The following is a 14244-nucleotide window of genomic DNA, read 5'->3' as shown; positions in this document are numbered from 1 at the left end:
TTTTTAAAGTTTAAACCTTTCGCCTAAATATTTTTCTCTAACGGTTTCGTTTTCTAAGATTTGTTGAGGGGTCCCTGATCCGATAATTTGACCATCTGCTATCACGTAAGCTCTATCACATATTTTTAACGTCTCTCTAACGTTATGGTCAGAAATCAAAAGGCCGATATTGCGTTCTTTTAACGTGTTAAAAATCTGTTTTAACTGGTCAATTCCTATCGGGTCAATCCCTGCAAAAGGCTCATCAAGAAGTATAAAGGAAGGTTCAACCAAAAGAGCTCTGGCTATTTCTAACTTTCTTTTTTGTCCACCAGAAAGGGTATAGGCCTTTTGATAGAGGACTTCTCTTAAATTAAAAAGATCTATATAAAAATCGAGCTTTTCTTCTATTTCTTTCTGTTTTCGTTCTAAACGTTCTATCACCATCTTAAAATTTTCATAAACGGTAAGTTTTCTAAAAACAGAACTTTCCTGAGGAAGATAGATGATACCTTGATTGGCTCTTTCAGAAACATCGTAATCGGTGATTTCTTTATCAAAAAGCCATACCTCTCCTGAATCAGGTTTAAGAAATCCAGCGATCATATAAAACGAGGTAGTCTTACCAGCACCGTTAGGACCAAGCAAACCTACCATCTCTCCCTTTTTTATCTCTACAGTAATCCCACGTACTACCTCTCTTTTTTTAAAACTTTTTTTTAAATTTCGGGCTTTGAGCATAATAAGTGCAACCAGATAAAAAACTTTAGTTAAGATAAAACTTGGCTCTTACTCTTCCTTCGTTTTTAGACAACACTTCACTCCTGTCTTCGTTGAAGTAAATCACCACAATGTCTCCCTCTATCAGGTTTTTATCATACCATACTTTAGGATTATCCTCTAAAACTAACTTTTCCTGATCCTTGTAGTATACCGCCTTTTCCGCATAGGCTTTCCATTTTCCTTTATAAATAACCACTTTTCCTAAAGCAACCACCTTGGTTACATTTTTCTTCTCTTCTTGATTAGCATAATAAACATATAACTTATCAGAAAAAACTTTCATATCTCCTCGGGTAGCTTGTACCTTACCTGTAAAAACCGCTATTCCTTCACTTTCCATAACCTCCATCTTATTGGAGGTCACGTTTACTTCAGAAGCCAATCCTAAAGTACTTACACCTAAAAATATCAACCATATACCTAATAAAGAGAGTAAAATCCTGTTTACTTTTTCCATGTTAAAGATTATAATCTAAGTTTGAGTTTTAGACAAGGGAGGTTTCATCAACTAAGGGTCTATTCAGGTCTTTACTTAAAACATTGGTCGTTAAAATCTATCTGAAACTTAAATTATATAGAAAGTTATATAGAGATGAAATTTTTTCGTTGAAAATCAAGAAAGTTGTAATAAATTTAAAAAATAGGTAAAAAAGGAGGCAAAGATAGATGTGGCAAAAAGGAAAAACGTTGTTGCTTTGGTTTTTTATTGGATTGTTGGTTTTGTTAGCTTACAACTTTTTTTACAATCAAACCTCGTTATACACCTCTAACAACATCAGTTATACCGAGTTTCTCGAAAAAGTAGAAAAAGGAGAAATAAAAGAGGTATTAATAGAAGGGCAAAAAGTTTCTGCCAAAGTCTCTTCTTCTAAAGAAATAATTACTTATATCCCAGAAGATAAAGATTTAATCCCCATGCTAAAAGAAAAGGGAGTTAAAATTGTGGTTAAACCAGATTCTCAACACAGTTGGTTTACCACTTTTCTGGTGTCTTGGCTTCCTTTCATTGTGCTAATTTTACTTTGGTTTTTGTTTATCAAACAGATGCAGCCTGGAAATAAGCCCTTTAGTTTTGTAAAAAGCAGGGCCCGTCTAATAAAAGAGGGAGAAACCAAGGTAACTTTTAAAGATGTGGCTGGGATAGAGGAGGCTAAAGAAGAATTACAGGAGGTAGTAGAGTTTCTTAAAAATCCTCAAAAGTTTACCAAATTAGGGGCACGCATACCCAAGGGTATCTTGTTGGTAGGGCCTCCAGGTACAGGTAAAACTCTTCTTGCTAAAGCGATAGCTGGAGAGGCAGGAGTTCCTTTTTTTAGTATAAGTGGATCAGATTTTGTAGAAATGTTTGTAGGTGTAGGAGCTGCGAGGGTAAGAGATTTATTTTCTCAAGCCAAAGCCCATGCACCTTGTATTATTTTTATAGACGAAATAGATGCCGTTGGTAGACAGAGGGGAGCAGGATTAGGTGGTGGACATGACGAAAGAGAACAAACTTTAAACCAGCTGCTTGTAGAGATGGATGGGTTTGATACAGCAGAAGGGATAGTTGTGCTTGCTGCTACTAACAGACCTGACATTTTAGACCCAGCTCTTTTAAGACCTGGTAGATTTGACAGACAGATTTTTGTACCTCCGCCAGACGTAAACGGAAGAGAAGCTATCTTAAAACTTTATTCTCGGAAGTTTAAAGTATCTCCAAATTTAGATTTAAGGTCTATTGCTAAAGCGACCCCTGGGTTCACCGGAGCTAATTTAGAAAACATGCTTAACGAAGCAGCCCTTATCGCCGCTAAAAAAGGGAAAGAGCTTATCGAACAGGAAGATTTAGAAGAGGCTAAAGATAAAATCCTAATGGGTAAAGAAAGAAAAGGGTTTGTGTTAAGTGAAGAAGAAAAAAAGATTATAGCCTACCATGAGGCAGGACATGCGTTGGTGGCTTATTACCTACCTGACCCTGACCCTGTGCATAAGATAAGCATTATTCCAAGAGGACAAGCTTTAGGAGTAACCCAACAACTGCCCTTAGATGATCGACACATCTATCCAGAAGACTATTTGCTTAAAAAAATAACCGTGCTGTTGGGAGGAAGGGTGAGTGAAGAAGTGGTTTTTAACTCCATAAGCACCGGAGCTCAAGATGATATCAAAAGGGCTACCCAAATCGCCAAAAAGATGGTTTGTGAATGGGGAATGAGTAAAAAATTAGGCCCTTTAGCCTTGGGAAAAGGAGAAGACCATATTTTCCTCGGAAAAGAACTCTTACAGATAAAGGATTATTCAGAGGAGACAGCAAAGATTATTGACGAAGAAATAAAAGAGATAGTAAATCGTTGTTATCAAATGGCTAAGGAGATTATTCTTACTTATACAGAAAATCTTCATAAAGTTGCCTCAGTTTTATTAGAAGAAGAGACTATCGATGCTGAAAGGTTTAAAGTTATTTTAGAAACTCAAACTCAGTAGGTTATGTTACCTCCTTTAAGGATAGGGTCTAAAATTTTTGATTGGAAAGCTTGTCCCTATTTTATGGGAGTTTTAAACATAACTCCTGACTCTTTTTCAGACGAGGGAAGGTTTTTTGGTCTAAAGGAGGCGGTTTTAAGGGCTAAAGAATTGATAGAAGAAGGGGCAGATATCATAGACATAGGAGGAGAATCCACCAGACCTTTTTCTGAACCTATAACTGAAGAAGAAGAGCTAAAAAGGGTTGTGCCTGTAGTTAAGGCAATCCGTGAAGAGTTACCAGACGTTGTAATCTCAGTAGATACTTATAAAAGTAGGGTAGCTGAAGAATGTTTAAAAGTAGGAGCTTCGATGATAAACGACATAAGTGCAGGTTGTTTTGATCAAAGAATGGTTGAGGTGGTAAAAGACTTTGATTGCCCATATGTAATTATGCATATCAAAGGAACTCCCAAAACTATGCAAGAAAACCCTCAGTACAAAGATGTAGTGAAAGAAGTAAAAGAATTTTTGCAAAATCGTATGGAATTTTTGGTAAAAAAGGGAATTTCTGTGGAAAAGATAATCATAGACCCTGGGTTAGGGTTTGGCAAAAACTTTGAACATAACTTAGAAATTTTAAAAAGATTAGACGAATTTTATAGTTTGGAAAGGCCTATTCTTTTAGGGCACTCAAGAAAAAGTTTTATAGGAAAGGTCCTTAATAAGCTTAATCCTTTAGATAGAGAAGGGGGAACGATAGGTTTTTCTGTTTGGGCTTCGTTAAGGGGAGTTCATTTTTTGAGAGTTCATCGAGTAGACCTTAATAAAGATGCTGTTATAATGTTTAAGTTTTTAGTGCAACAAATAGGAGGATAAAGGATTTGGATTTTGGTGTTTTAAGAATTACTGAAATATTTAATTCTATAACCTGGAAAGATGTGGTAGACATCTTTGTGGTTAGTTTTTTGATTTATAGAATTCTTTTGCTTATCCAGGGTAGTAGAGCCCTTCAAATGGCTGCAGGTTTATCGGTGGTAGTTCTATTATATTTCGTTTCAGATGCCTTACAATTATTAACTCTGAACTGGATTTTAAACACCTTTATGTCTTCTATTTTGATTTTGATCATCATAGTTTTTCAGGAGGATATAAGGAAAGCTTTGGCCCAGATAGGGAAACATCCTTTTACTAAGTTCCAGACAGAATACTCTTATGGTATAGAAGAGGTAGTTAAAGCTGTTACCCAACTTGCTGAAAAAAAGATAGGGGCCTTGATAGTGTTTGAAAGAGAAATAAGTTTAAAAGACTTTCTGGAAGGGGCGGTAATGTTAGATTCAAAAATCAGTGAGGAGTTGCTGGTAAGTATCTTTAATCCTAAAAGCCCCCTCCATGATGGGGCAGTGGTTATCAGTAAAGGAAAAATCGTAGCTGCAGGGGTGGTGTTACCACTTTCTACCAACCCTGATATAGCCAAAGACCTTGGGACCAGGCACAGGGCAGCCATTGGAATTACAGAAATCACCGATGCTGTAGCCATAGTGGTTTCTGAAGAAAAAGGTTATATTTCTCTGGCAGTTAGCGGAAAGATTACCAGAGATGTAACCCCTGCTACTTTAAGAAAAATGCTTTCCCAACTTTTAGGTTTTGAGTCTAAAGCACCTTGGTGGACAAGGATTACCTATGAAATTCAAAAGGGAACATAGACTAAAAATTCTTTCTTTTTTGATGGCTGTTACTTTATGGTACTTTGTAGTGTGGGGAAGGTCTATAGAAAAGACGGTAGAAATTCCTGTGTTTTATAAACTACCTAAATCTAACTATATAGTAGAAATCACCCCTTCTACCGTGGTGTTGAAAATTCAGGCTATAAGAAGTGTATTAAGAAACGTTAACGAAAAAGATCTTAATTTAGAAATTGATTTGAAAAACTTAACTCCAGGTGTTCATCAGATAAGGGTGCCGATAGAAAAGATAAATCTGCCTTCTGGGATAAAAGTAAAAGAAATAAACCCTACATTTCTAACTTTGATAATTAAAAAAATAGGTACTAAAAAAGTCCCTGTAAGGCCGGTTTTAAAAGAAGAAAGTTTTTATCATACTCGAGGTAAAATAAAGGTCTTTCCTAAATATGTACTAATCAAAGCCCCGATAGAGGTTCTTTTAAATATTCAAGAAATTAATACACAACCTATAGACCTTTTAAAACTAAAGTTAAACGGATCCTTAGAGGTTGATTTAATACCGCCTTTAGGTATTATTTCTATGGATACAGAAAAAGTGAAAGTATACTATGAAGAAAAAAAGAGGTAAAAAAACATGGGGGATAGAAAACTTTTCGGTACAGACGGAATAAGAGGAGAAGCCAATCTCTTCCCGATGCTTCCAGAAATAGCCTTGCAGGTAGGCAGAGCCATAGGATTTTTGTTTAAAAATCAAAATCATCATATTACCAAGGTAGTTATAGGTAAGGATACCAGGTTGTCAGGATATGTTTTTGAGTCTGCCCTGGTTGCTGGTCTTTGTTCTATGGGAGGCTATAGTTTGTTAGTAGGCCCTATTCCTACTCCAGGGATTGCCTTTTTAACCAAGGATTTGAGGGCAGATGCAGGTATCATGATTTCCGCTTCCCATAATCCTTACTACGATAACGGGATTAAAATCTTTGGTAAGGATGGTTTTAAACTTTCTGATGAGACAGAGGCTAAAATAGAAGAACTAATTTTTGATGAAGGGTTTAAAGAGGTAAGGGTTCACAAAGATGCCTTAGGAAGGGCTTTTAGGATAAAAGATGCCATAGGGAGGTATGTAGTACACCTAAAGTCTGTGGTACCCCTAAACCTTGATTTTGAAGGACTAAGAATAGTAATAGATTGTGCCAACGGAGCTTGTTATCAAGTAGGACCTCAGGTATTAGAGGAACTTGGAGCAGAGGTGATTCCAATAGGCTGCAGTCCTAACGGAACAAACATCAATGAAAATTGTGGAGCCCTCTATCCTGAAAATCTTCGAAAAAAAGTATTAGAAACTCAGGCACATTTAGGGATAGCACTTGATGGAGACGGAGACCGGATTGTGGTAGTAGACGAAAAAGGGAATCTGTTAGATGGAGACGATCTTTTAGCCATTTTTGCCAAAGACCTTAAAGAAAAAGGACAACTTACCAACCAAACGGTGGTAGGCACAATTATGAGTAACCTTGGATTAGAACTTTTTTTAAAAGATCAGGGGATCACTTTTTTAAGAACTCCTGTAGGAGATAGATATGTAGTGATGAAAATGAAAGAAATAAACGCTCTTTTAGGGGGAGAAACTTCAGGTCATATCATCTTTTTAGATAAAGCTACCACAGGAGACGGACTTTTGACAGGTTTAAGGCTTATCTCTTTAATCAAGGAGAAACAAAAACCCCTTTCTGAATTGGCCAAACTTTTTGAAAAACTCCCACAAGTTATCAAAAACCTAAAAGTAAACAAAAAAGTACCCTTGGATGAAATCGAAGGTATAAAAGAAAAGATTAGTCAGGCAGAAAAAAGATTAGGAAAAAAGGGAAGGGTAATCATAAGACCTTCTGGTACTGAGCCTAAGTACCGAATTATGGTAGAAGGAGAAAATCCAGAGTTGGTGGAGGAAGTTAGCGAAGATCTTAAAGCCTTTCTCCAGAAAAAGTTGGGACAAGGATAGATGAGTTGTTGGAAAATCTTGTTTTTTCTAATAGTCCTTGGGATGTTAATTTTCTCAGGTCTTAAACTGAACGGCTATGATTTTGTTTATTCCAGAGGTTCTGTAGTCTGTCTTTCCTGTATGGCATTAGAAGAATGAAAAGAAGGATGGTACAGTCTATTTCTTTTTTTCTGCATAATGGATACTTAGGTTTTCCTTTCACCAAAAACCTATATACAGGACCTTTAAAGGGACTGTGTGCCCCAGGATTAAACTGTTATTCTTGCCCTGCAAGCCTTTTTTCCTGTCCTTTAGGGGTTTTGCAAAACCTGTTGAGTGCATCAAAGGTCTTAAATTGGCAGGTTTTGTTAGGTCCCTTTTTGTATGTATTAGGATTTTTCTTGATTTTTGGTTTAACCTTAGGAAGGTTTATCTGCGGATGGGTTTGTCCTTTTGGTTTGTTCCAGGACCTTATTTATAAAATTCCTTTCTTTAAAATAAGACTCTCCCTTCCTAAAAAATCTCAAAGATACCTCAAACATTTGATGCTTATAGGCTTGGTGTTTTTTATACCTCTGTTTTTGGGAGATGAAATAGGTTATGGAATTTTAGGATTTTGCAAGTATCTCTGCCCGGCAGGAACTTTAGAGGCAGGATATCTAAACCTTATTCTTAGTCCAGAACTTCGGGAGTATGTAGGGAAACTTTTTTATCTGAAAACCTTTCTTTTGTTGCTGTTTGTTTTTTTTGTTTTAATAGATTATAGATTTTTTTGCAAGAATGTATGCCCCCTTGGTTTGATATACGGTCTTTTTAATAAAATTAGCTTTTTAAGACTAAATGTAAACCTTAACAGGTGCACCCATTGTAAGGCTTGCGAAAAAATCTGCCCTGTTGGGCTTAATCCTTTAGAAGAAATGAATTCTGTTGAATGTATTCGCTGTTTAAATTGTGTAAAAATTTGTCCGTATAAAGCAATATATTTAGAAAAGGGAATCTGTCAAAATGCTTTATCCACCGGTTGTTTTAAATAAACAAGGGCTACAAACTTATCTAAAAAGGCATCTCTGGTTTACCCAAAAGGAGATTAAAGATTTTAAGAAAACATCTGAAAAAATCGCCCCTGGAGACCTGGTAACCATCTTATCTGAAGAAAATCACTTTTTAGGGATAGGATATTTTAATCCACGATCTTTTTACTGCTTAAAGCTACTTTCAAGAGAAGAGCAAAAGATAGATGAAAGATTTTTTTTAGAGGCCTTTACTAAAACACTAAACCTTAGAAAATCTCTTTATCCAGGTGAAGGGTGTTTTCGTTTAGTGTTTTCTGAAGGTGATTTTATACCTGGGTTGGTGGTAGATATTTTTGAAAAAGTAGTGGTGGTCCAAATTCATACACTTGGGATGGAAAGACTTGTAGATTTTATAATAGAAGCCTTAAGGATCTTACTTGCTCCTCAAGCTATCGTTTTAAAAAATGATCATACAAAAAGACAAGAAGAAGGACTTCCTCTTTATACAAAGGTAGTCTATGGGAACGTAGAAGATCCAATTTTAGTCACCATGGACGGAATAAAGTTCTTGGTGCCAGTTATCAGCGGACAAAAAACGGGATTTTTTTTAGACCAAAGAGAAAATCGTAGGGCTATTTCCAAGTTTTCTAAAGGATTGCAGGTTATAGATGGATTTTCTTATATCGGAGGTTTTGGATTTTACTGTTTAAAGAGTGGTGCTGACAGAGTTTTTTTTATAGACCGTTCTGCCAACGCTCTCTTGTTAGCAGAAGAAATAGCTAAGATTAACCACTGGAAGGAGAAAGTTATAACTCTTCAAGGAGACGTTTTTCATATATTAAAGAATCCTCCTAAGGTAGACATGATAATCCTTGATCCTCCAGCCTTTATAAAGTCTCATAAACATGTTTTAGAAGGTGAAAAAAAATATGAAATCCTTTATTTTTTAGGCCTTAAAGCCATAGAAAAAGGATATTTCTTTGGATTTTCTTGTTCTCATTTTTTAAAGTTTGAAAGGCTTTTGGGTTTTATTAAAACCTCTCTAAAAAGGCTACAAACCGACGGAAAAATTATTTTTAAAGGGATTCAGGCAAAAGACCATCCAATCAATCCGTTTGTAGAAGAAACCTTTTATTTAAAAGGTGTAGGACTTTATATAGAAAAATAAAAAGGGGGATTATGAAAAAAGAGATTTTTCATGCGATTTGGATAGGAATTTTGGCTGGATGTTTTGGAGGCCTGGTTGGTTTAGGTGGTGGGGTGGTGATGATTCCCCTTATGGTAGGGGTGTTAAAGCTTTCTCAACATCAGGCTCATGGAACCAGCCTTTGGGCTTTGGTGTTTACAGGACTTGTAGGTGCTATTACTTATGGATTGCACGGAGCAGTTGATGTCTTAGCTTCAGCAATCATCGCTATTACTGCGATGATTACCGCAAGAAAAGGGGCTAAGTTTGCCCACAGCCTTCCTGAATGGAAACTAAAAAGGTCTTTTGGAGCTTTTTTAATCTTTGCCTCTCTTTTACTTTTGGCCAAACCTTACTTAGGAAGCCTCTACCATTTTTCTTTAGAAGGAACTTCAAAAATCATAGCTTTGTTGCTCACCGGAGTATTTGCTGGTTTTATCGCAGGAATGATGGGAGTAGGGGGAGGAACGATAATGGTTCCTGCTTTGGTTTTAGGGTTAAACTATGGACAACACCTTGCTCAAGGAACATCACTTTTATGCATGGTTCCTGCTGGGTTAGTAGGAGCCTATACCCACCTGAAACTGGGTAATGTTGTAAAACCAATTTTACCCGGATTGGTAATAGGAATCATCATAGGCACTTTTATAGGAGGTAATATAGCCAACTTTTTACCTGAATTTTATTTGAGAATCTTTTTTGCTATCATAGTAATCTGGACAGGAATTAGGTTCTTGAAAACCCCTAAACCTAAGGGTTAATCTTGTTTTAAACTTCTATCTGTGATGTTTTCTGCAAAGTCCTCTTTAAGAAGAGGAACTTTGGTTAACAAGGGCTTAACTTCTTCTAAATCAACCTCTTCTTTTTTTATAAGAATTCCCTCAAACACTACACGTTGCGGTTCTTCTGGTTGAAAGAAAAAAAGATAAGCATTTGTTTCCAATTCAGGCTTTAAAAAAAGTATAAATTCTTGCACAAAAATCTCTCGATTTATCAAGTTATTATAGATCACTTCTTTATCTTTTATATGTTTTTCTAACAAAGCCCATGGTTCTATGTAATTTCTTTTTATTGAGCCTAAAAATCGGTAATTTTTTATTTTGTAGCAGGTACGTTTAAACCTATCTTTTTTAACCACCTCAGAACCTATGAGATATATCTCCTTAAAAAACAGAGATTTTTGAGATGGTTTTAAGTAAGAAAAGTTGAGATGGGATACCAGGTCAAAAATTTTTAGTTTTAAAGCCTTTTTACGGCTAATTTCCTCTATGATCATCGGTCTTTCTGCCAAAAGCTGCCAACATTTTTCCTTTAAAAGTTCGGCTAAAAAAGTGAGTTTACGGTTTTGAGTTTCCAGTTCTTGAAGCCTTGAAAACATGGTCTTACGAGAAAGCCTTTGGATATACTTGTTTTTATACTCTTTAAAAAGTTTTTCGTTTTTCTCTAAATTTAAGGATTCATAAGCTAAGTTTAGTTCTAATGCCTTTTTAGGGTCTCCTCCTTTGTCCGGATGATAGCAAAGTTGAAGAACTCTATAGATAGCCTTGATAAGCTTAAAAAGGGTTTGGTCGTCTAATTCTTTTACTAATTTGGGGGTTAAACCAAAAACCTCAAAGGGGTTGGTTTTTGAGTTTTTATATCTCATGGTTTAGAAATCTTTGTATTAACTCTAAAATTTTTTCTCTGTTTGGTTTCAATAAGTTTTCAGGTCTTTGAAAACTCGTTCTACCAATTTCATCGGTAATCAAAAGTATAGGTTGAGTTTTAACGTTAAAATATTTTCCTAAAGCAAATACCGCAGAAGTTTCCATGTCTAAAGCATAAGCCTTAGTTGACCATTTGTTTAAAAATTGTGTATTTTTTTCAAAAATAAAAGGGGCGTCTGTAGAAATTATAGGACCAGATGAGGGCATTAATCCTATTTGCACAAGATTTTCTTTAATCTTGGTAAAAAATTCAAATTCTGGGGTAAAAACTTTTCGTTTTTCCCAGTAAAGCCTTGAAGTTCCTTCTAAAGAATAGGCCTTGTTTGGGAGAAAAACCTCTCCTAATTTAAGCTTTTCCCCTAACTTAGCTGCCCAACCTACGGTTAACAGTTCTTTTATCTCCCAGTTTTGAAAAATCTCAAAAAGTAGTCCTATCATCGGAGCTCCTAAAATCGGACCACAAATAAAACCCTTTGCGTCATATTTTATGGTAAGGTTTAACCAGGAAAAATGTTTTTTTAGGCTGATTTTTTCTTTTGCGAGCTTCCATTCAGGCAGCGTAAAAAAAATAACCCCTCGATCCCCAGTCTTTAGATTTATCTTAGGTAAGAACATAGCCTATCTATCCGATATTTAATTATTAATTCATGAAAATCAGGATTTTGAAAAGGTGAGCACGAGAAATAAAAAAGATGAGAAGAGCACTTACAATCAGTTGCCCCAAACCCAGGCACAAAGCCTTCAGACAGTTTACCAACGTCAGAAGCTAAAGCACACTCTATTTTTTCAGAGGACCTTATAGGAATAGGCACAATACTGTGAGCATAGGTTAGTAGATAGTCTATGTGCCAATGAAGCTTTTTGTTTTTTCTTAAGTGTCTTTTTATCCTGGCCGCAAGACCTTGCATCGCAGACCCTACATAGATGTAAAAACCTGGTTTTATAGAAAAAGTTTTTTGACTTATTAAAAGATTTACAGGCTGGGCTATTTTAAAAACCAAAAGATAAGCTCCCTGGTCTTTCAGCTCTTGTTCTAAAAGGGCAAAAGGAATGTCTACTAAGTTTATACGTGTTACTTCGGTAAAAGTGGGATCCCAGGTTAAAGCTATAGCCCTTAAATTTATCTCTTCTTTTACTCTTAAAAACCAAAAAGAAAAATTAAAATCTATATGATAGGCAGGAAGAAAATATTTTACTTCAGGGTTCATAATGACAAAAAGCATCTCTGCTTGATATCCTTTTTTAGAAAGTTCAAGTAGTTCAACAAGATGCCTTTGGCCTCTTTTAGTTTCTGCATCAGGAAACATGGCCATTTTCTCTCCAAAAAGAGTACACGTTTTAATTTCAAGTAAAATTTTTTCCTGAGAATACAGATTTTTTAGCAACAAATCGAAACGACCTTTAGCAGACATAGTTTCTTTTTTCTCAACCTGAAAACCTTTATAAATAGGAATCATTTCTTTTTCAATAAGGGTTGAAACGATGTGATTGGTCAGGTGAGTATGAAGAAGGACATAGTTTTCTCTTTTTTTGCAGGCTAAAACCGTATAAGGGAGTTTACTATTTTTAGGATTAGGGAATACCAAAAGCTCAGTGCCTTCCAAAAGCAGCTCCCAAAGTCTACCTGGATTAGGTAGATAGGCAAATTCATAGGTACTGCGACTTAATCCATCTTTTATTTTTATCTTGACCACAAACCGATTGACCCTTTCGATAAAGATAGCAGAAATTTTAGGAAAAAGGAAAGGATATTTCATTTTGGGTATTATTTTTTAGTTTTTCTATAAGAAGAAAGATAGCCACCCCAAAGGCTATAGCTACGTTTAACGACTCTTTTTCTCCGTAAAGTGGAATTTCTAAAACCATGTCAGCCGCTTCGAGAACCCTTTCGTCCACTCCGGTAACTTCGTTTCCGATAACTAACGCTAACGGAAAATCAGACGGTTTAACGTTTTGAATGGGGATACTACTTTCTGTAATTTCTAAAGCTGCTACTTTATAACCTAAATTTTTTAAATGTTTTACTGCTTGGTAGGTATCGTTAAAGTATTCCCAAGGAACAGTTTGGGTAGTTCCTAAGGCGGTTTTTTCTATCTTTGGATTTGGGGGGTAAGCGGTGATACCACATAAGACCAATTTAGAAACATAAGCACATTCTGCTGTTCTAAACATAGACCCTACATTATAGGCGCTTCTTATGTTGTCAAGCACAGCTATAATAGGGAATCTTCCGTGAGTATCTCTATTTTGTCGCCATTTTTTAAGGATTTCTTCACCTTCTAACTTTTTCATAATCTTCGTTAATTTTAATTTAATCTTAAGAAACTGCAAATAAAATTATAGGACAAAAGAACTTCTTATTGAAAGTAATAAAAGATGATTAACTTGAAGTTTTTAGGTTTTATGATATCCTCATAAAACTAAGATTATAAGACAGGGGGTTACTTATGAAAGAATATACAGTGGCAGTAGTTGGAGCCACCGGGGCTGTAGGAAGAATGATGATAACTGTTTTAGAAGAAAGAAATTTTCCTGTAAAAAATATAAGATTTTTTGCTTCTCCTAAGTCTAAAGGTATAAAACTTCCTTTTAAAGGGGAAGAGATACCTGTAGAAGTTTTAGAAGAGACCAAAAGCTTTAAAGGGATTGACATTGCCCTTTTTTCAGCAGGCGGACAAAGAAGTTTAGATTATGCTCCCCTTTTTGCAAGAGATGGTGCGGTAGTTATAGATAATTCAAGTGCCTGGAGGATGGACCCTGAGGTTCCCTTAGTAGTTCCAGAGGTAAACCCTCATGCAGTAGCCCAATATAAAAACAAAGGTATCATCGCTAACCCCAACTGTTCTACCATCCAAATGGTGGTAGCCTTAAAACCCTTACACGATTATGCAAAAATTAAAAGAATAGTAGTAAGCACCTATCAATCAGTTTCAGGGGCAGGGCAAAAGGCTATAGCTGAACTTGAGGCTCAGGTTAGGGCTTGGTGTATGGGAGAGCCTATGCCAGAGCCCAAATATCTTCCCCAGTTTATCGCTTTTAACTGTATACCTCAAATAGATGTTTTCCTTCCTAACCGCTATACTAAGGAAGAGATGAAGATGGTAGAGGAGACAAAAAAAATCATGGAAGACGATAGCATAAGGGTTACCTCCACCACGGTGAGAGTGCCTGTATTTTACGGACATGCTGAAGCTGTTAACATAGAAACAGAAAAAAAACTTACCGTAGAAAAGGCTATAGAACTTTTAGAAAAAGCTCCGGGAGTAGTGATTTTTGATAATCCAGAAAAAAAGGTTTATCCACTTCAGATAGAGGTTGCAGGAAGAGACGAAGTTTTTGTAGGAAGGATCAGAGAAGACTTTTCTATAGAGAATGGATTAAACTTATGGATAGTAGCAGATAACTTAAGAAAAGGTGCAGCCACCAACGCGGTTCAGATTGCAGAGGTACTGATAAGAGACTATCTTTAAGT

The 14244-nt window shown here is 36.0% G+C and carries 16 protein-coding genes; 10 read left to right on the top strand and 6 right to left on the bottom strand.

What is annotated here, in order from left to right; genetic code table 11:
* Window positions 1–3: 3 nt before the first annotated feature.
* Complete coding sequence (gene lptB, locus H529_RS0103375; RefSeq protein ID WP_022855154.1) at window positions 4–720, bottom strand: LPS export ABC transporter ATP-binding protein; 717 nt, start codon at window positions 718–720, stop codon at window positions 4–6.
* 25 nt (window positions 721–745) lie between these two features.
* The gene (lptA, locus tag H529_RS09985; RefSeq protein ID WP_022855153.1) at window positions 746–1219 is read right to left on the bottom strand and encodes a lipopolysaccharide transport periplasmic protein LptA; all 474 of its coding nucleotides are present in this window, start codon (window positions 1217–1219) and stop codon (window positions 746–748) included.
* A 209-nt stretch (window positions 1220–1428) separates the two neighbouring features.
* Here lptA and ftsH point away from each other — a divergent pair, with 209 nt between their 5' ends.
* Genes ftsH through H529_RS0103325 form a run of 9 tightly spaced genes read left to right on the top strand, consistent with a single transcriptional unit; the run spans window position 1429 to window position 9827 of the window.
* Window positions 1429–3225 carry an ATP-dependent zinc metalloprotease FtsH gene (gene ftsH, locus H529_RS09980; RefSeq protein ID WP_022855152.1) on the top strand — a complete coding sequence of 599 codons (1797 nt, stop codon included), beginning with the start codon at window positions 1429–1431 and terminating at the stop codon, window positions 3223–3225.
* Window positions 3226–3228: 3 nt separating this feature from the next.
* On the top strand, window positions 3229–4083 hold the full coding sequence (gene folP / locus H529_RS0103360) for a dihydropteroate synthase (RefSeq protein ID WP_022855151.1): 855 nt from the start codon (window positions 3229–3231) through the stop codon (window positions 4081–4083).
* Window positions 4084–4088: 5 nt separating this feature from the next.
* Window positions 4089–4910, top strand: coding sequence for a diadenylate cyclase CdaA (cdaA, locus tag H529_RS0103355; protein WP_022855150.1), 822 nt, complete (start codon window positions 4089–4091; stop codon window positions 4908–4910).
* On the top strand, window positions 4888–5517 hold the full coding sequence (locus H529_RS0103350) for a CdaR family protein (protein WP_022855149.1): 630 nt from the start codon (window positions 4888–4890) through the stop codon (window positions 5515–5517). The genes cdaA and H529_RS0103350 overlap by 23 nt, the downstream gene beginning before the upstream one ends.
* A 6-nt stretch (window positions 5518–5523) precedes the next feature.
* Window positions 5524–6888: a phosphoglucosamine mutase gene (glmM, locus tag H529_RS0103345; RefSeq protein WP_022855148.1), complete on the top strand. Its 1365-nt coding sequence runs from the start codon at window positions 5524–5526 to the stop codon at window positions 6886–6888.
* Window positions 6889–7026 (top strand): hypothetical protein, encoded by a 138-nt coding sequence (locus H529_RS11565; protein WP_022855147.1) that lies wholly within the window; start codon window positions 6889–6891, stop codon window positions 7024–7026. It begins immediately after the preceding gene.
* The gene (locus tag H529_RS0103335) at window positions 7023–7901 is read left to right on the top strand and encodes a 4Fe-4S binding protein (protein ID WP_022855146.1); all 879 of its coding nucleotides are present in this window, start codon (window positions 7023–7025) and stop codon (window positions 7899–7901) included. Before H529_RS11565 ends, H529_RS0103335 begins: the two co-directional genes overlap by 4 nt.
* The gene (locus H529_RS0103330; RefSeq protein WP_022855145.1) at window positions 7873–9048 is read left to right on the top strand and encodes a class I SAM-dependent rRNA methyltransferase; all 1176 of its coding nucleotides are present in this window, start codon (window positions 7873–7875) and stop codon (window positions 9046–9048) included. Before H529_RS0103335 ends, H529_RS0103330 begins: the two co-directional genes overlap by 29 nt.
* A gap of 11 nt (window positions 9049–9059) precedes the next feature.
* Entirely contained in the window at window positions 9060–9827 is a 768-nt protein-coding gene (locus H529_RS0103325; protein WP_022855144.1) for a sulfite exporter TauE/SafE family protein, read from the top strand.
* Here H529_RS0103325 and H529_RS0103320 read toward each other — a convergent pair.
* The 4 genes from H529_RS0103320 to H529_RS09975 are packed head-to-tail and all read right to left on the bottom strand — an operon-like array spanning window position 9824 to window position 13064.
* Entirely contained in the window at window positions 9824–10711 is an 888-nt protein-coding gene (locus H529_RS0103320; RefSeq protein ID WP_022855143.1) for a J domain-containing protein, read from the bottom strand. The two genes, H529_RS0103325 and H529_RS0103320, sit on opposite strands and share 4 nt — an antisense overlap.
* Entirely contained in the window at window positions 10701–11387 is a 687-nt protein-coding gene (locus tag H529_RS0103315) for a phosphorylase family protein (protein WP_022855142.1), read from the bottom strand. Before H529_RS0103315 ends, H529_RS0103320 begins: the two co-directional genes overlap by 11 nt.
* On the bottom strand, window positions 11369–12529 hold the full coding sequence (gene sfsA, locus H529_RS0103310; RefSeq protein WP_022855141.1) for a DNA/RNA nuclease SfsA: 1161 nt from the start codon (window positions 12527–12529) through the stop codon (window positions 11369–11371). Before sfsA ends, H529_RS0103315 begins: the two co-directional genes overlap by 19 nt.
* The gene (locus tag H529_RS09975; RefSeq protein WP_022855140.1) at window positions 12504–13064 is read right to left on the bottom strand and encodes an RNA methyltransferase; all 561 of its coding nucleotides are present in this window, start codon (window positions 13062–13064) and stop codon (window positions 12504–12506) included. Before H529_RS09975 ends, sfsA begins: the two co-directional genes overlap by 26 nt.
* A gap of 155 nt (window positions 13065–13219) precedes the next feature.
* Here H529_RS09975 and H529_RS0103300 point away from each other — a divergent pair, with 155 nt between their 5' ends.
* A complete protein-coding gene (locus H529_RS0103300; protein WP_022855139.1) occupies window positions 13220–14242 on the top strand; it encodes an aspartate-semialdehyde dehydrogenase in 1023 nt (340 codons plus the stop codon).
* Window positions 14243–14244 lie beyond the last annotated feature (2 nt).

This window comes from Thermodesulfobacterium thermophilum DSM 1276 (assembly GCF_000421605.1).
In the GTDB taxonomy this organism is placed as follows: domain Bacteria; phylum Desulfobacterota; class Thermodesulfobacteria; order Thermodesulfobacteriales; family Thermodesulfobacteriaceae; genus Thermodesulfobacterium; species Thermodesulfobacterium thermophilum.
The sequence above is the reverse complement of the archived record's forward strand: the minus strand, read 5'-3'. Positions and strand labels throughout refer to the sequence as shown.